The 14,514-nt window shown below is 62.2% G+C and carries 15 protein-coding genes; 5 read left to right on the top strand and 10 right to left on the bottom strand.

The features are described from left to right. Positions 1–4 precede the first annotated feature (4 nt). The 10 genes from ACVWY6_RS23250 to ACVWY6_RS23295 all read right to left on the bottom strand — a co-directional run bounded on the left by ACVWY6_RS23250 (position 5) and on the right by ACVWY6_RS23295 (position 8,999). Positions 5–226, bottom strand: coding sequence for a hypothetical protein (locus ACVWY6_RS23250; protein ID WP_457541321.1), 222 nt, complete (start codon positions 224–226; stop codon positions 5–7). A gap of 530 nt (positions 227–756) precedes the next feature. Beyond that, the gene (locus tag ACVWY6_RS23255) at positions 757–1,431 is read right to left on the bottom strand and encodes a DUF6629 family protein (RefSeq protein WP_457541323.1); all 675 of its coding nucleotides are present in this window, start codon (positions 1,429–1,431) and stop codon (positions 757–759) included. 73 nt (positions 1,432–1,504) lie between these two features. After that, the gene (locus tag ACVWY6_RS23260; protein ID WP_457541415.1) at positions 1,505–1,645 is read right to left on the bottom strand and encodes a hypothetical protein; all 141 of its coding nucleotides are present in this window, start codon (positions 1,643–1,645) and stop codon (positions 1,505–1,507) included. Between the two features lie 93 nt (positions 1,646–1,738). Beyond that, entirely contained in the window at positions 1,739–2,173 is a 435-nt protein-coding gene (locus ACVWY6_RS23265; RefSeq protein ID WP_317714582.1) for a pyridoxamine 5'-phosphate oxidase family protein, read from the bottom strand. Between the two features lie 54 nt (positions 2,174–2,227). Further along, complete coding sequence (gene adhP, locus ACVWY6_RS23270; protein WP_457541325.1) at positions 2,228–3,256, bottom strand: alcohol dehydrogenase AdhP; 1,029 nt, start codon at positions 3,254–3,256, stop codon at positions 2,228–2,230. A gap of 130 nt (positions 3,257–3,386) precedes the next feature. After that, a complete protein-coding gene (locus ACVWY6_RS23275; protein ID WP_457541327.1) occupies positions 3,387–4,244 on the bottom strand; it encodes a CPBP family intramembrane glutamic endopeptidase in 858 nt (285 codons plus the stop codon). A gap of 93 nt (positions 4,245–4,337) precedes the next feature. Then, positions 4,338–4,601, bottom strand: a complete 264-nt coding sequence (locus ACVWY6_RS23280) for a hypothetical protein (protein WP_457541329.1) — start codon at positions 4,599–4,601, stop codon at positions 4,338–4,340. Between the two features lie 692 nt (positions 4,602–5,293). Next, positions 5,294–6,253 carry a hypothetical protein gene (locus ACVWY6_RS23285; RefSeq protein WP_457541331.1) on the bottom strand — a complete coding sequence of 320 codons (960 nt, stop codon included), beginning with the start codon at positions 6,251–6,253 and terminating at the stop codon, positions 5,294–5,296. Continuing rightward, entirely contained in the window at positions 6,250–8,619 is a 2,370-nt protein-coding gene (locus tag ACVWY6_RS23290; protein ID WP_457541333.1) for a heavy metal translocating P-type ATPase, read from the bottom strand. The genes ACVWY6_RS23285 and ACVWY6_RS23290 overlap by 4 nt, the downstream gene beginning before the upstream one ends. After that, positions 8,616–8,999 (bottom strand): hypothetical protein, encoded by a 384-nt coding sequence (locus ACVWY6_RS23295; protein ID WP_457541335.1) that lies wholly within the window; start codon positions 8,997–8,999, stop codon positions 8,616–8,618. The genes ACVWY6_RS23290 and ACVWY6_RS23295 overlap by 4 nt, the downstream gene beginning before the upstream one ends. Positions 9,000–9,225: 226 nt before the next feature. On the opposite strand from ACVWY6_RS23295, the gene ACVWY6_RS23300 reads away from it, so the two are divergent. The 5 genes from ACVWY6_RS23300 to ACVWY6_RS23320 are packed head-to-tail and all read left to right on the top strand — an operon-like array spanning position 9,226 to position 14,512. Next, positions 9,226–9,732 (top strand): flavodoxin domain-containing protein, encoded by a 507-nt coding sequence (locus ACVWY6_RS23300; RefSeq protein ID WP_437425700.1) that lies wholly within the window; start codon positions 9,226–9,228, stop codon positions 9,730–9,732. Positions 9,733–9,772: 40 nt separating this feature from the next. After that, positions 9,773–10,804, top strand: a complete 1,032-nt coding sequence (locus ACVWY6_RS23305) for a zinc-binding alcohol dehydrogenase family protein (RefSeq protein ID WP_457541337.1) — start codon at positions 9,773–9,775, stop codon at positions 10,802–10,804. Continuing rightward, a complete protein-coding gene (locus tag ACVWY6_RS23310; protein ID WP_457541339.1) occupies positions 10,791–11,225 on the top strand; it encodes a PadR family transcriptional regulator in 435 nt (144 codons plus the stop codon). The genes ACVWY6_RS23305 and ACVWY6_RS23310 overlap by 14 nt, the downstream gene beginning before the upstream one ends. Next, a complete protein-coding gene (locus ACVWY6_RS23315; RefSeq protein WP_457541341.1) occupies positions 11,212–13,968 on the top strand; it encodes a cation-translocating P-type ATPase in 2,757 nt (918 codons plus the stop codon). The genes ACVWY6_RS23310 and ACVWY6_RS23315 overlap by 14 nt, the downstream gene beginning before the upstream one ends. A gap of 10 nt (positions 13,969–13,978) precedes the next feature. Next, positions 13,979–14,512 carry an N-acetyltransferase family protein gene (locus tag ACVWY6_RS23320; protein ID WP_457541343.1) on the top strand — a complete coding sequence of 178 codons (534 nt, stop codon included), beginning with the start codon at positions 13,979–13,981 and terminating at the stop codon, positions 14,510–14,512. The last annotated feature ends 2 nt before the right edge of the window (positions 14,513–14,514 follow it).

Genomic DNA, 14,514 nt, shown 5'->3' on the forward strand with positions numbered 1-14,514 from the left:
CCGGTCAGTCACTGTTCTCCCTCAGCAGGCGGGTGAGCTGGACCTCATCGAGCTCGCTCCACTCGACTGTCGGCAAGTGGCGGCTCGAACTGGCGTTCTTCGGCTCTGTCGCTCGCGGCGCGCAGCCAGGCCAGTTGTCCGCCTTGTTCGCGGCCGATTCCCCCATTCGCAGCAGCGTCCATATGCCATACGCAACCATCACCATGATCAATACAACACCGAACATAGTTTCCGACCTTTCTGAATACGCGATGGAACAGAGACTTGGACGTGTCCGTACGGTGTCTACGCTGTCTCCGTTGCGGAGGAACGGCTCCTGTCCCAGGTTGCCTTACAAGGCTTTTCGGACGGTAGGGTCGAATGTCATGAGCCGCGGAATCGAACCTGTACCGCCCCACGGGGAGATGCACCACAACCCGGCCCCTCGTCGCTTTTCATGACCGTAAGGGACCTTGGGCTCTATAGATCGTTGGTGGTCCCGGAACATCATCGACATGATCCGGGGACAAGGAGAACGATCAAATGCCACAAAGAAACGTACTACCCCACACGGCAGGACAAGACGGGATTCCAGAGTCAGACGTGGTGGTCCACTGGCCCGATCCCAGTCCGCTGGACGACTGGTGGAGAGTCACGATGCAGGTCGATTCCGTTCATGGTCAATCAAAGTGATGCAGCACTGAAGTGGAATCTCTCGCCGCGCTTGCAGAAGCGTGATGTCAATAGAGAAACTTGTTGTTCGCAGGTAGAAACTGATTACGTCTGGTCGCTGATTGCCTTCTCCGGCAAAGCCTCACGAAGGGATTCGTCGCGACGAATCTGGATCACAACCGCCACGCTCGTCACCACTGCCCAACCACACCACAACGAGGTCAGTCCCGCGGTGTTGACCAGAGCCAAGACCCCGACTGCGACCAGGTTGAGTCCCGCGAATACCTGAATCGTCCGTGCCGATGACAACAGACCGGGCCCACAGGTCGCAATCACGTATCCGGTGACAATCAGTGCAGCGAACGGTATCTGGGTGTGGTACCGAACAAAGTGGGTCTCCAACGTGGCCGTCACGGGACTTGTGACAAGCACCGCAAACAAGACTGATGAAACCACAGCACCCAGCACAACCAGCCCCGTGAGTGCGCGATGATGACTGTTCTTCGGCTCCCGTAAGCGAATCGCCAACGGCACCAGGGTGGGCAAAACGACAAAAGCGATCAGAAGATACGCGTACGTCGCTGCAGTGCCAATTGCCTCATCGATGTTTCCCCGACCTGCGTACCAGACGAGAGCCTCGATGAGACTGTGCGCAGCCAGTACGGCCGGAAGAGCCGCAAGCGGCAGATCAGACCGGCAGGGGTGCCGGCGCAACGCGTCAATCGCGAGCGCACCGAGGACGACTCCAGCTGCCAAATCGGCCTCGGGCGAAAAACACATACGGCACTCCCATTTTCGATAGTCAAAATAGATGAGGGCTTGCACGAGCAGTCAAGACCACTCGCCTAACCACCTATGCCGGTTCCGTTGCCCGGGTCGCAACACCGTTCTCGGATTCGGCGCGGTCGTGGTCCCTTACCGTGATGGAGAGTGCGTTCTCGCTGACGTCAACATGAACGGTGTCGCCGGGAACGATGGCACCTTCGAGAAGCATCCGAGATAGGTTGTTGTCGAGATTCTTCTGCACCGTTCGTCGAAGTGGTCGCGCCCCATACTTCGGTCGATCCTTCTGTCATCAATGTGCGAGTCACCGCTCAGGTTCTTGGCCGAATCGGACGTATCGGCCCGTCAGCTCCTCGGGCACGATCTCCACGGTGTTGTACTTCGTCGTGGGTACCCACGACTGCAGGCCAAGCGCGTCGGCCGCCGCCATCTCAGCGAAACTGCTCAGAGTCCTGGCATTTCCGTGAACAACCACGCTCCATCCGGACGTGTCATCAACGTGATCAACCTCGAAAACCACTCGGTGATCGATCGTGAGCTCTACCAGTTTTGTGCCCTCGGCAGTGCGGAACAAGATGCGCTGCCCGTCCACCAGGTAGTTGATGGGGAATATGTCGATACGACCGCTGACCGAAACAACCAGACGCCCCAGTTGCTGTTGTCGCAACAGCTCCCAGCAGTCATCGACGGTCAGTTGCTGCACTACGTCCGCCGATGAAGACGTGTCGTATGTGGCCATTGTGTAGTCCTTTCGCTCGGCGATCCACCCGGCTGGGGTCGGGCGTCTCGACATCTAGGTGAGGTCGAGTACTATCCGCCCGCTGATGTCGCCCGCGCTCATGTCGGCGAAGACGTCGTTGATTTCCGGCAGGGTGCGAATTGCGTAGGTGGGCTTGATCAGACCCCGCGCGAAGAAGTCGAGTGCTTCGGTCATATCCCTGCGCGTACCTACGATCGACCCTCGAACACTGAGACCGAACAGCACGGTGGTGAAGATGTCGAGGGGGAAGGCCTCAGGTGGTAAGCCGACAAGCGCTACGGTGCCACCTCGTCGCAGGCTCGCCACAGCCTGCGGAAAAGCGTGTGCATTGACTGCGGTGACCAACGCACCGTGTACGCCCCCGTTGGTGCGCTCGGTGATCTCCGCCGCAGGGTCATCGACCGTGGCAGCGTTCACCGTCACCTCTGCCCCATGTTGTCTGGCGAGTTCCAACTTGGAGTCATCGACATCGACGGCGACAACACGGCGGCCCATCGCGATCGCATACTGAACAGCGATGTGTCCCAGTCCGCCTATGCCCGAGATCAATACCCATTCACCGGGCTGGGTGTCGGTCACCTTGAGCCCCTTGTAGACGGTGACACCGGCGCACAGGATCGGCCCCGCAGCTGCCAGGTCGACCCCGGCGGGAATGATCGGCGCGTACCGCGAGTCCACGAGCATGTGCGTGCCGAACGATCCGTCGACCGAATAGCCGCCGTTTGTCTGCTGGGGACAGAGAGTCTCCCAGCCGGTCTGGCAGTATTCGCACTCGCCACATGCACTCCAGAGCCAGGCGTTCCCCACCGTGTCCCCTATGGCCAATCGCGTCACATGATCTCCGACTGCGATCACCGTTCCCACACCTTCGTGGCCGGGCACAAAAGGCAAGGCGGGCTTGACCGGCCAATCACCGCGGGCGGCATGGAGATCGGTGTGGCACACACCCGAGTACTGAACTTTGACAACTGCCTCGTACGGTCCAGGGTCGGGGATCGAGATCTCTTCGACTACAAGCGGTTCGGTGAAATCATGCACCCGCGCGGCTTTCATTGTGTTCATCGCTTCGGCGTTCCTTCTGTGGGTCTGTCGGTGCGTGCATCGGGCGACCGTTTGCCGCCGCCATGATCTGAGTCCATCACGCAGGGAGCCGCAACAACCGGGCCGAAAGTCCCTGAAACCAGAGCGAGTGTCACTCGGTCGTAGTGAGTCTTGGTGGCTTCTGGAGCAGCTCATGGGGTCTGGGCGCCCGCAGGCCTGGCCCGTACCTGATGCAGACGAGTACAGCAGCAGCGATGAGGCCGGCGTTGACGATGACGAGTGTGATCTCTGTGGCTGCCCTCGTGATCGACACGATGTCGACCATTCCATGGAAGACGGCGACCACGAGCAGGCTCTCACGTGCGCTGTTGAACAGGAATGTCGTGAGGTAGGCACCGAAGAGGATGCTCACAATCCATCCCGGGATCATCAACAAAGGAAGTGATTGGAGCCCGAATGGATAGAGGAACAGCGGCAGGTGCCATCCTGCCCACAACACCGCGAATAGTGTTGTGGCACCGTACGAGCTCCACCCCGCAGACTCCAGACTCGGGATCGCATACCCCCGCCAGCCGGTCTCTTCGCCGTATCCGAAGAAGACGATCTCCACAGGGACGAGAAGCCAACCCAGGTTCGTGAACTCTTTCGAAGCCAAGAAGTCGCTCATGTCGACGGTGTCACCCATCATCGATGATGCGCCGGCACCTAATGTGAAGAGCAGTAGCGGAAACAGCAGTGCAAAGCCCATCCACCGCAACGGAACACGCCATCGGACCATCTGCCCGACAAGGTTGCGAACACCAGCCAATCCGGTGTCGCGGTGGCGCATGATGACTGCGGCCAAGAGTGGGCCACAACTACCGACGTAGTGCAGGTACTGCAACCGCTCAGGACTGAGCACCATGGGGAGCCACGCGCTCCAGCTGAACAGATATGCCAGCAAGAAGAACGCAACGGTACGCCTGGGCAGCAGCGTTCGACCTTCCCGATGCAGGCGATATCGACCCATTATTTCCATTCCTGATGTTGGTTCGTGTACGACAGAACGGCTTCTCGCCCTGATCGCGCCGCCATGATTACGAGTGCCCGCCTTGGTTCTGAATCAGTGAGGCTGGTGGTGCTGCTGTCGTTCGGCCAGCGCGATACCGGCCTGCCAACCAGGAGCCCGTCCACCATCCGGCGGCTTCACGTTCATCAGGTCGATCCCACCGACCATGAGCAACCACGACGTCAACGAGTTCGAGTTCCACATATCGCCCACACCCAGTTCATCGCGGCCCCAGGTGAATCGGGGAACTGACACAACCTTGGCGAGTATCCGCGACGCGGCCGCCGAGTCATCACTCAACACCTGTGGGCTATCCACCGCCTCCGCCACGTCCGGAATTTGACCGCTCTGCCAGCAGCGCACCTCATAACGAAACGCTCGCGAGTGGCCAAGCCACGTGGAGCCGACGGGGCCGGTCGCTACCACACCGCGCCGAGCGGCCGAGTTGTTCCACACCGGTGCCATTTCGATCGCGAAGGTTCGAATGCCGGTAGTGACCCGTAACGCAGAGTGGTAGAGCGGCCTCGCGGTTCGATGCTCGCGACAGGCAAACACCATCTCGAACAGTCGACCCGTGTGTTTTACGACGTGACCGCCGGCGCCCAACGGTAGCCAGTACAACTCCACAGCCGACTCACCCGACACGGTCATCGTTGCACCCCCCTCACCCCTCAGCGCTACCTCATCGCCTTCCCGTTGACAGGCGGGCCGAGATCGGCGGCCCGGGGTCGATGGTCAAATCGGCCAGGCTGTGGTCGTCTCACCCACCATGCCCACGACGTGCAATACGGCCAGTAATCCGAAGAAGACGCTCAGCCAGACCGACAGTGACAACACCGTGCACGTTGCGAAAACCAGAACCACGAGTGCGAGCCCGAACCAGTTGCTCCGTTCACTCCCCAGCAATCGACTACTCCCTATGAATCCTGATCACGCGAGCCCTCGCGTCCTTCACGCGGGCGATTGCTCACAGCATCTCTCGCGCGTTCATCGGAGTTAAGGGCCAAAGGTCACCAGTTGCCCGACGAGAGGCGCGTGTCCTCGCTGGAGTTCCACCAATCGAGCACCCTGCTGGCCCGCAACGTGTTCCATCGGCTCGGTCCCCTCGATTCCATGGCGAACCACTGCCGCCCGGGGTACGACCGGTAGTACGGCCACCTACCGTCTCGATTCTGGGCGGCGAGTAGTGCCTCGACTGCGTCGCCGAGCCGTTCGTCCGGCTCAGCACCGCTGAGTCGGAAGAAATCCAGCCCGCGTAAGACGTCGAAGTGCCACTGCGGAGGGAAGGGAAAGCGGGTGAATGCGGGATCGACGGCCGAGTTCGTTCGATGGGACTTGAACAACCGATGGGCGAGGAAGAACTCACGGCCACGATCAAGAGCTTCGTCGACAACCACTGGCCCCCCACCATGGCGGTAGTCGAGCAGCGACTCGAGCACGATGATGGACGTGTGAAAAGACCCATGCCGGGAGCCGGTCCGCAGCGTCTCACAGTTCCAACCACCGTCATCCAGCTGCTGCGTGAGTAGCCACCGCACCGTCGCGTCCTGCCGTTCGTCTCGATATCTGAAGTAGGCGGTCAGCTGCACCACCATTCCGGTCTCACAGGTCTCTGGTGTGGTCACGCTCTTCGAGAAGTTGAGGCCGCCCCCAGCATGAACTCCTGCGCCGGACCATAATTGACCACAACCCGCGAGGGCCTGTTCGTTGCCTTCAGGCAAGCCAAGCCATCGAAGCAGCAGTAACGTATACGTGGTCGAGGTCCACTTCGGGCTGTACAGGGCGTCGGCCCACCGGCCGGTTGTGTCTTGGGCAGCCAGCAGTTGCTTCCCCCATCCCCTGGTCGCCACGTGGCTGCGTTCGAGATCGACTCGAGCGGGGTCAGCAGAGGTCAGGTCTCTGAGCGCCTGCCACCGGATGGCCGGATCACTGTCCAGCAGCAGCCAGTCGCAGAGTTGTTCGCGGTTCATCCGCGGTCCCGGACCGGCGACGCGGCCGTTGTCGACGGGTCGTCCGTCGTAGTCGCCAACGTGAAGTAGTTCTGCTCCTCTTGGACGAAGTGCAGCCTCAGCAGTTCATGGAGGCCGTAGAGGGTTGCCACCAGGTCATCACGCTGCTCGGCAGCGATTACGCCGCCGATTTCTGCCCGTTCCAGATGAGCGTGAATCCGACGGCTCAGACGATCGATCTCGGCGTGCATACGGCTCATCGTCGCGGTCGCCTCCTCACTTCCCAGCGGTTCGGCCAACGCCGGATACAGCTGCCGTTCCTCTTCATGTTCGTGCGGCAGAACGCGAGTCGACAAAAAATGGTCGACCTCACGCAGGGCCGGCAACGCTGCATCCGAGTCCCCCGCCGTTACCAGTTGCGCCGTGACGGCAAGGGCGGATAGACGATCACGCATGTCATCGTGCTCACTTGAAAAGTGCTGCAGCATAGTGTTTGTGGATGCGGATATCTGCCGTGAACGGTTCCGATGGCCACCGAGGGCACGTAACGCGTTGACGATCACCGCCACATCTATCGCCTCCTGCAAGAGGGCACCGGGGGCCGGTGCCAGCCAACCGAATGCAGCGACAACCATAGCCACCAACGACAACCCCATGCCGACAGCGGCGCTCTGGATGGCGATCTGTCGAGATCGCCGTGCGATGTCCATCGCATCGGCCAGCCTGTCGAGGCGATCGGTGGTCAACACGATGTCAGCGGCTTCTGAGCTCGCGGTCGACCCCCGCGCACCCATCGCGACTCCAATAGTCGCGGCCGCCAGTGCCGGAGCATCGTTGACGCCGTCTCCCACCATGACCGTGACCGCACGGTCCCGCTCGGTCCTCACCCGGGCCACTTTGTCCGCTGGTGACTGCTCCGCGTACACCTCGTCAAGACCCAGGATGGCCCCGATCTCCCGAGCTGGTCGCGAACGGTCGCCGGTCACCATGAGCACGCGGTTCAGTCCGGCCGAGCGAAGTCGCCGCAGCGTTCGGGGGGCGTCGCGGCGCACCTCGTCGACCAGGGTGATCGCCCCGGTGAGCACGCCGTCGACGGTCACCCACGCGATGACGGACCCATCGAATTCTGCGCGTTGTACCACTGCGTCTGCCCATGGTGGCCCACCTGACGTCACGTCCAGCATCCCCACCGACACGCGACGGCTCTCGACAACTGCAGTGACACCGCTTCCCGCTTCTTCGGCCACCGCCTGTGGCACGGTCAACTCCAGAGAGCGCGCAACCGCTTCGCGAACGATGGCCTCGGCAATCACGTGCGGCGAGATCTGATCAGCCGATGCGGCGAGCCTGAGCACCTCGTCCGCGTTCCCACCAGGAGCCGCAGTGACATCTATTCCACCAGGTCGACCAGTGGTGAGAGTTCCGGTCTTGTCCAGGATCAACGTCGTCGCATGGCCCAGGTTCTCCAACGCAGCACCGTCACGGATCACCACTCCGTAGCGGGACGAGCGCGACAGTCCCGACACGATGGCGATGGGAGCGGCGAGTAAAAGGGGACACGGCGTCGCAACGACCAGAACAGCAACCGCTCGCGTCAGCGAACCGGCTGTAATCCCGGCCACACCCGCAACCAGAATCGTGATGGGCAGGAAGACCGCAGCCAGACGGTCGGCGAGTCGTACCACTGGGGCTCGTTCGGCGGCGGCCTCGCCTGCCAGACGCACGATCCCTGCGTAGGTACTCTCGGCTGCGGTGGCGCCGGCCAGCAACTCGAACGCATCCCCGGCGTTGACCACTCCCGACCGCACGGCCTGTCCGTTTACTACGGACACCGGTACGGATTCCCCCGTCAGTGCGGATTCATCCAGGATTACCCCGCCCGACGCCACCCGACCGTCCACCGGGACCATCTCACCGGGACCGACTGAGAGGACATCACCGACAGCGATGTCCTCGACGGGAACCACCTCGATCGCCGTCTGCGTTCGACGACGAGCGGTTCGTGGAGCACGGTCCAGCAATGCGTGTAGATCTCTAGAGGCACGTTGCGAGGCAGCTGCGTCAAGCACCCGTCCGGTCGCGAGCATGACCCCGATCAACACACCAGCCAGGTATTCGCCGACGATCACCGTTCCGGCCAGCGACAGCACGGCGATCATGTCGACCCCGAGCCGCCCTTTACGCAGACCCGCAATCACCCACCACAGCGCAGGTATGAGTGCTGCAACGGTTCCGAGAGACCAGCACACATCCGCGAACCATGACGCCCCAGAAAGCCATCCGATGCCGCCTGTTGCCAAGGCCGCCACCGTAGCCGCCAACAGCCACCATTCGATCGACCAGAAGTGGCGGCCTTCTTGCGCTTGCGCCGCGCCCTTCCGCGTCATGCGGCCTGCACGTGGTTGAGCATGGAGATGAGAGCGACGGGTTCGGTGACACTGACTCGAAGATGGCGGAGCCTGACCGGGAAACCAACTGCCCTGGCCTGCGCCGGCGGGTCGATGGTCAAAGCCACGATCCCGTGGGAGGCACCGTTGACCAACCACGACCCACCCCAGCCGTGGACACCCCACCCCGACCAGGCGGGTCGGGCGCGACCAACTGACACCAAGGACGACAGCGGGATTCGGACCTTGAAGGCCCAACCCATCTCGACGACCATCGAGTGCGAAGCGGTGTCAATTCGCACAACTGACCTCCGTGGGCCCATCCCGAGCGGCGTCGCGAGGGGCACGAACCACCGGGAGAAGCGCAGCTCAAAATCCATGTCTTCCTCCACCGCCGTCTCGGCTCGTACAGCCCGTCCGAAGCCGGGCAGCTGTTGGGTGGTTCCACCCTGCCGGGAAACCCCGCGGCCGGATAGTGACTTTCGACCCCGACACGCCTGTCCATCTGCCTCATCGAACGCCGTCCAACGCCTCTGATGGCGGAAGGTGCTGCAGCGGTTGACTTGTTTAGCGAGCTGAACAGTGTCACGACCGAATGGGGCAGAGATGAAGATTCTGGTAGCAACCGCGAGCCGGCACGGGGCGACTCGTGAGATCGGGGAACAACTCGGCGCCGAAATCTCCACAGGTCTCCGCGATCACGGAGTCGACGCGCGAGTAGACACCCGCGATGCCGAACAGGTCGACGATGTCTCCGAGTACGACGCTGTGATCTTGGGCAGTGCCGTGTACATGGGACGCTGGCTCAAGAGTGCTCGCAAACTCGTCGATCGGGAACTCGAACAGTTCGAATCGATTCCGGTGTGGCTCTTCTCGAGCGGACCGGTTGCCGCCGACGACACACCCGCACCTGGCACCAAGTGGGCGACCGCACCATGGGCCCGCGATCACCACACGTTCGGGGGGAAACTCGACCGGTCGACACTCAGCCGCGGCGAGCGATTTGTGGCCTCCGCGGTACACGCGACCGACGGCGACAACCGTTCAACCGAAGAAATCGCCGAGTGGGCACAGACGATCAGCGAGTCCCTGGCCGGGACCTCAGCTCGCTGACCGGGCCACGTCACGTCACACAGAGGAAGCGGAAGACCAGATGCGCGCATGGCGGGTGACCGAGCCCGGGCCTGTTAAAGCAAACCTGATCAAGCTGGTGACCACCCCGAGGCCGGTGCCGAGAACCGGTGAGCTCTTACTTTCGGTCGAGGCGTGCGGGATATGCCGAACCGATCTGCACATCGCCGAGGGAGACCTTCCGACACACCGATCCGGCGTGATCCCAGGACACGAGATCGTCGGCCGGATTGTGCACATCGCTGATGGGACGTCGACAACCTTCCGAGTGGGCGACCTTGTCGGTGTTCCTTGGCTACGCCATACGTGTGGCACCTGCAAGTATTGTCGTGCAGGGAAGGAAAACCTCTGTCCGAGTTCGGAATACACCGGCTGGGACCACGACGGCGGTTACGCCGAGTATGTCGCGGTGCCCGCCGACTACGCACTCGCACTCCCCGCCGGATATGACATCGAACATCTCGCGCCGCTCCTGTGCGCCGGCATCATCGGCTACCGCGCGCTCAAGCGTGCTGACCTACCCCCGGGCGGGCGGCTCGGGATTTACGGCTTCGGTGGCAGCGCCCACCTGACCGCACAAGTCGCCATCGAGCAGGGCGCCACGGTGCACGTCATGACCCGCGATCAGGCCGCCAGGGATTTGGCGCTCGAACTCGGCGCGGCATCAGTAGGCGACACTTATGACACCCCGCCCGAACCGCTCGACTCGGCAATCATCTTCGCGCCGGTCGGCGATGTTGTCCCTGTCGCTCTGCAAGCGCTCGACCATGGTGGGACTGTTTCGCTGGCCGGTATCCATATGAGTGACACGCCGCCTCTGAACTATCAGCGTCATCTGTTCCACGAGAAGCAGATCCACAGCGTCGAAGCCAATACGCGCGACGACGCGCGAGAATTCCTCGACATCGCGCAGAAACACCGGCTGCACGTCACGACCACAACGTATCCGCTCGAGGGGGCCTTGACAGCCTTGCGCGACCTCAAGGCCGGCCGATTCTCGGGCGCCGCGGTGCTGTGCCCCCACAAGAAAGGTGACGACGATGCGACTCATTGACCGCTCGGCCGTCCGACTGCACATTCTGGGTAGAGCTACGAAGGAAGCCATCTCGGAGCAGCAGATGACCGAAGAGCTCGCCCGACATCAATACCGGCTCAGCGCGACTGATCTGCACACCTCGCTCGATGAACTCGTCAAGGAAGGGCTCCTGAACGCCGATCACCGGTTGATCGACGGCCACCAGCAGTGGATCTATCGTGGAACCCCTTCAGGGAGGATGGAATTGGCTCGCGACCTCAGGGCGTTGAGCAAACTCAGCCACGAGGTGTTCGGTGACGCCCTGCCCGCGGCACCCCTGGACATGGAGACCGTGCCCCAAGACCACTCCGTACTGGGCGGCGGCTTCCCCTGGGTCCGCAGCAGTGTCGAGCCGAGCGGCGACAACGAAGGTACGGGTTGGGAATTTGGCTACCGGTAAACAGCAATCACAGCGATTCGATCCGCAGGAGTCGATCGACGGTCTACTCCGTGACCTGGAGACCAGCACCACCGGGCTCTCCGATCGTGAAGTCTCTCGACGTGCTGTCGTCTACGGTCTCAATCAACTTGTCCGGCAACGCCGCAGCCATTGGTCCCGCCAGGTGCTGCGTCAATTGACCCACCCTCTCGCTTTGTTGCTGTGGCTGGCCGCTGCACTGGCGTGGATCAGTGATTCGCAGCCATTGGCCCTTGCCATTGTCGCGGTGGTCATCATCAACGCCGGCTTTGCCTTCGTTCAGGAACGCCACGCCGAGCAGGCGGTTGAGGCACTGTCGGCGATCATCCCCGAGACCGCGCGCGTAATGCGCCAAGGCCCCGAACAAGATGTGGCGGCAGCGTCGCTGGTGCCGGGAGACGTCATCCACCTGTCCGAAGGTGACCGAGTGTCAGCAGACGCACGACTCATCGACGGCTCGGTCGACGTCGACCTTTCCGCACTCACCGGAGAGTCCGCCACAGTCCACGTCGCCACGCGCAGGACAGGGGCCGCCGGTCCGCTCATAGAAGCGACCGACATCGTTTTCAGTGGAACCAACATCGTCGGAGGCGAGGCGCGCGCCGTCGTCTTCGCCACCGGCATGCGGACAGAGTTGGGCCGTATCGCAGCCCTGTCTCAGCGAGTCACCCACGAGGAAAGCCCGCTGGAAGCGCAAGTGAAGCGGGTAGCCTGGCTGATCGCGGGAGTGGCGGTGGTGATGGGTCTCGCCTTCATTCCTCTGGGAACTCTCCTGGCCGGCCTCTCACTGCAGGATTCGGTGAACTTCGCGATCGGTCTGCTTGTCGCAAATGTTCCCGAAGGTCTGTTACCCACCATCACCCTCGCCCTCGCACTGGGTGTCCGTGTGCTTGCCCGCAATGGGGCGCTGGTGAAAAGGATTTCAGCAGTCGAAACGCTCGGCTCCACGACGGTGATCTGCACCGACAAGACCGGCACCCTCACACAAAACAAGATGCAAGCGACGAGGATGTGGACGCCTCAGGGTGCCATCGCACTTCCCACTGACCACCCGGACGCGGCAGCGCAGCGTGCAGCTCGGGTGATGATCAACTGCTGCACGGCCACAATCACCACCGACGACGCGGGCAACACCCTCGAGCACGGGGACCCCACCGAAGTGGCCGTGCTGCGCGCCGCGAGAGAAATGCTTCTCCCATCGTCCGCACACGGCGACGAGGTATTACGTGGATACCATTTCGAATCCGCCTTGCGCCGGATGTCCACGGTGACGCACTCAGCCGGCGGCGCCACCATCAATGTCAAAGGTGCTCCGGAAGAGTTGCTGCAGCGGTGCTCTCGAATTGTCGATGACACCGATCGATTGCTCACCGCTGATGACCGCTCACAGATCTCCGCGCTGGTGAATCAGTGGGCCAGTGAAGGACTTCGGCTCCTGGCTGTCGCCGACCGAAGCATTGACGCCGCCGCCGTCGCCACCCTTGATCGCAACGACGCCGAGACCGATCTGACTCTGGTCGCCATCGTGGCGCTCATCGACCCGCCTCGGCCAGAGGTGGCTGATGCGGTGGCCAAATGCCACTCGGCCGGTATACGCATTCTCGTGGTGACCGGCGATCACGGGCTCACCGCCAAGGGAATAGCGGAGAGCGTGGGTATCGGTTCCACCACGGGCCTTCGTGTGGTCAGCGGCGCCGAGCTCGAGGCCATGCCGGAGACGGATCTTGACACGTTGCTCGCCGCACCAGGTGAGATCGTGTTCGCTCGCAGCTCCCCAGAAGCCAAACTCCGAATAACCGACGCATTGCGCAGCCAGGGCCACGTGGTGGCGATGACCGGGGACGGCGTGAACGACGCACCGGCCCTGCGCCGTTCGGACATCGGTGTCGCGATGGGTAGATCGGGCACCGACGTCGCGCGAGAAGCCGCAACCATGGTGCTCACCGACGACAACTTCGCCACCATTGTCACGGCCGTGCAGGCCGGTCGACGGGTCTATGACAACGTCCGCAAGTTCATCGTGTACATCTTTGCCCACGCCACTCCTGAAGTGGTTCCCTTTCTGCTGTACGCCCTTTCGGGTGGACAGATACCGTTGCCGCTAACGGTCATGCAAATTCTCGCCATCGATCTCGGCACCGAAACGTTGCCGGCGCTGGCGTTGGGGCGCGAACGCGCCGAACCCGGGTTGATGGACCGCCCACCACACAAGCGAACTCAGAACGTCGTCAGCCGTGAGGTTTTACTGCGGTCCTGGGGAATCCTTGGCGGTGTCTCAGCGGTGCTGGTGCTCGGGCTCTTTCTGGGAACATTGCTCGACGGTGGTTGGAGCTGGGGCGCCTCGGTGTCGCACGGAGCGGCCCACGACACCTGGCAACTCGCCACAACCATGAGTTTTCTGGGGATCGTGTCCTGCCAAATCGGTACAGCCCTGGCGTCCCGGACCCAACGTGCGTCGTTACGCCAGGTCGGAATCGGCACCAATCGGCTGTTGCTGGGGGGAATCGCGTTCGAGATCGCTTTCGTTGCACTCATTGTCACAGTCCCGTTCTTGCAGAACATCTTTGGGACAGTCAACCCACCTCTGCATCTCGCCATGTGGCTGCTACCCATGCCGTTCATCGTCTTGGGCGCCGATGAGATCTTCAAGGCGCGCGGCCGACGACGGGCTGCCGTAGGTGCCGCCACAGCGAAGACAGCAGTGAAAAGTCAGCACAGTGAGTAGTATTCGCCCCGTGCCAGGACCCGTTGTCCATGCTCTTCCGTCTGATGTGTCGATCAGGTCCCTGGATCAGGACGACGTGCCCGCTGTCGAACAGCTGTATGCCCGACTGAACGAGCACGACGCATATATGCGCTTCTTCGGAGCCCGCCCCAAACATCTACGGGCGCTGGCCCAGTACACGTGCCGGCACGATGACGGGGACTGCGCTCTCGGCGCGTTTCGAGACGACCACCTTCTCGGTGTCGCAAACTACGTGCGCGGACCGCTGCCCCACAACCGTCCACACTCCGACGTCGAGATCGCGATCATCGTCGACCACAACGCACAATCACACGGCATCGGATCCGCACTGCTCACGCGTCTGGCAGCACACGCCCGCGCTGCGGGGATTCGATGGATGACCGCTGAAGTCCTGGCAGAGAACAGTCTCATGCTCCAGGTCATCCGCGAGCTGGGTCTTGGTCACCGGCTACATCTAGACGGCTCCACCATGTCTCTGGACATCGACCTGAAGGCCGGCGACCTCGCTGCTCCCCCTGCGTGACG

The organism is Williamsia sp. R60, assembly GCF_054063855.1.

Bases quoted from the DNA above. Each gene is read 5' to 3' on its own strand.
- ACVWY6_RS23250 (WP_457541321.1), bottom strand. From the start codon at position 226: ATGTTCGGTGTTGTATTGATCATGGTGATGGTTGCGTATGGCATATGG.
- ACVWY6_RS23255 (WP_457541323.1), bottom strand. From the start codon at position 1,431: ATGTGTTTTTCGCCCGAGGCCGATTTGGCAGCTGGAGTCGTCCTCGGT.
- ACVWY6_RS23260 (WP_457541415.1), bottom strand. From the start codon at position 1,645: ATGCTTCTCGAAGGTGCCATCGTTCCCGGCGACACCGTTCATGTTGAC.
- ACVWY6_RS23265 (WP_317714582.1), bottom strand. From the start codon at position 2,173: ATGGCCACATACGACACGTCTTCATCGGCGGACGTAGTGCAGCAACTG.
- adhP (WP_457541325.1), bottom strand. From the start codon at position 3,256: ATGAACACAATGAAAGCCGCGCGGGTGCATGATTTCACCGAACCGCTT.
- ACVWY6_RS23275 (WP_457541327.1), bottom strand. From the start codon at position 4,244: ATGGGTCGATATCGCCTGCATCGGGAAGGTCGAACGCTGCTGCCCAGG.
- ACVWY6_RS23285 (WP_457541331.1), bottom strand. From the start codon at position 6,253: ATGAACCGCGAACAACTCTGCGACTGGCTGCTGCTGGACAGTGATCCG.
- ACVWY6_RS23290 (WP_457541333.1), bottom strand. From the start codon at position 8,619: ATGACGCGGAAGGGCGCGGCGCAAGCGCAAGAAGGCCGCCACTTCTGG.
- ACVWY6_RS23295 (WP_457541335.1), bottom strand. From the start codon at position 8,999: ATGGATTTTGAGCTGCGCTTCTCCCGGTGGTTCGTGCCCCTCGCGACG.
- ACVWY6_RS23300 (WP_437425700.1), top strand. From the start codon at position 9,226: ATGAAGATTCTGGTAGCAACCGCGAGCCGGCACGGGGCGACTCGTGAG.
- ACVWY6_RS23305 (WP_457541337.1), top strand. From the start codon at position 9,773: ATGCGCGCATGGCGGGTGACCGAGCCCGGGCCTGTTAAAGCAAACCTG.
- ACVWY6_RS23310 (WP_457541339.1), top strand. From the start codon at position 10,791: ATGCGACTCATTGACCGCTCGGCCGTCCGACTGCACATTCTGGGTAGA.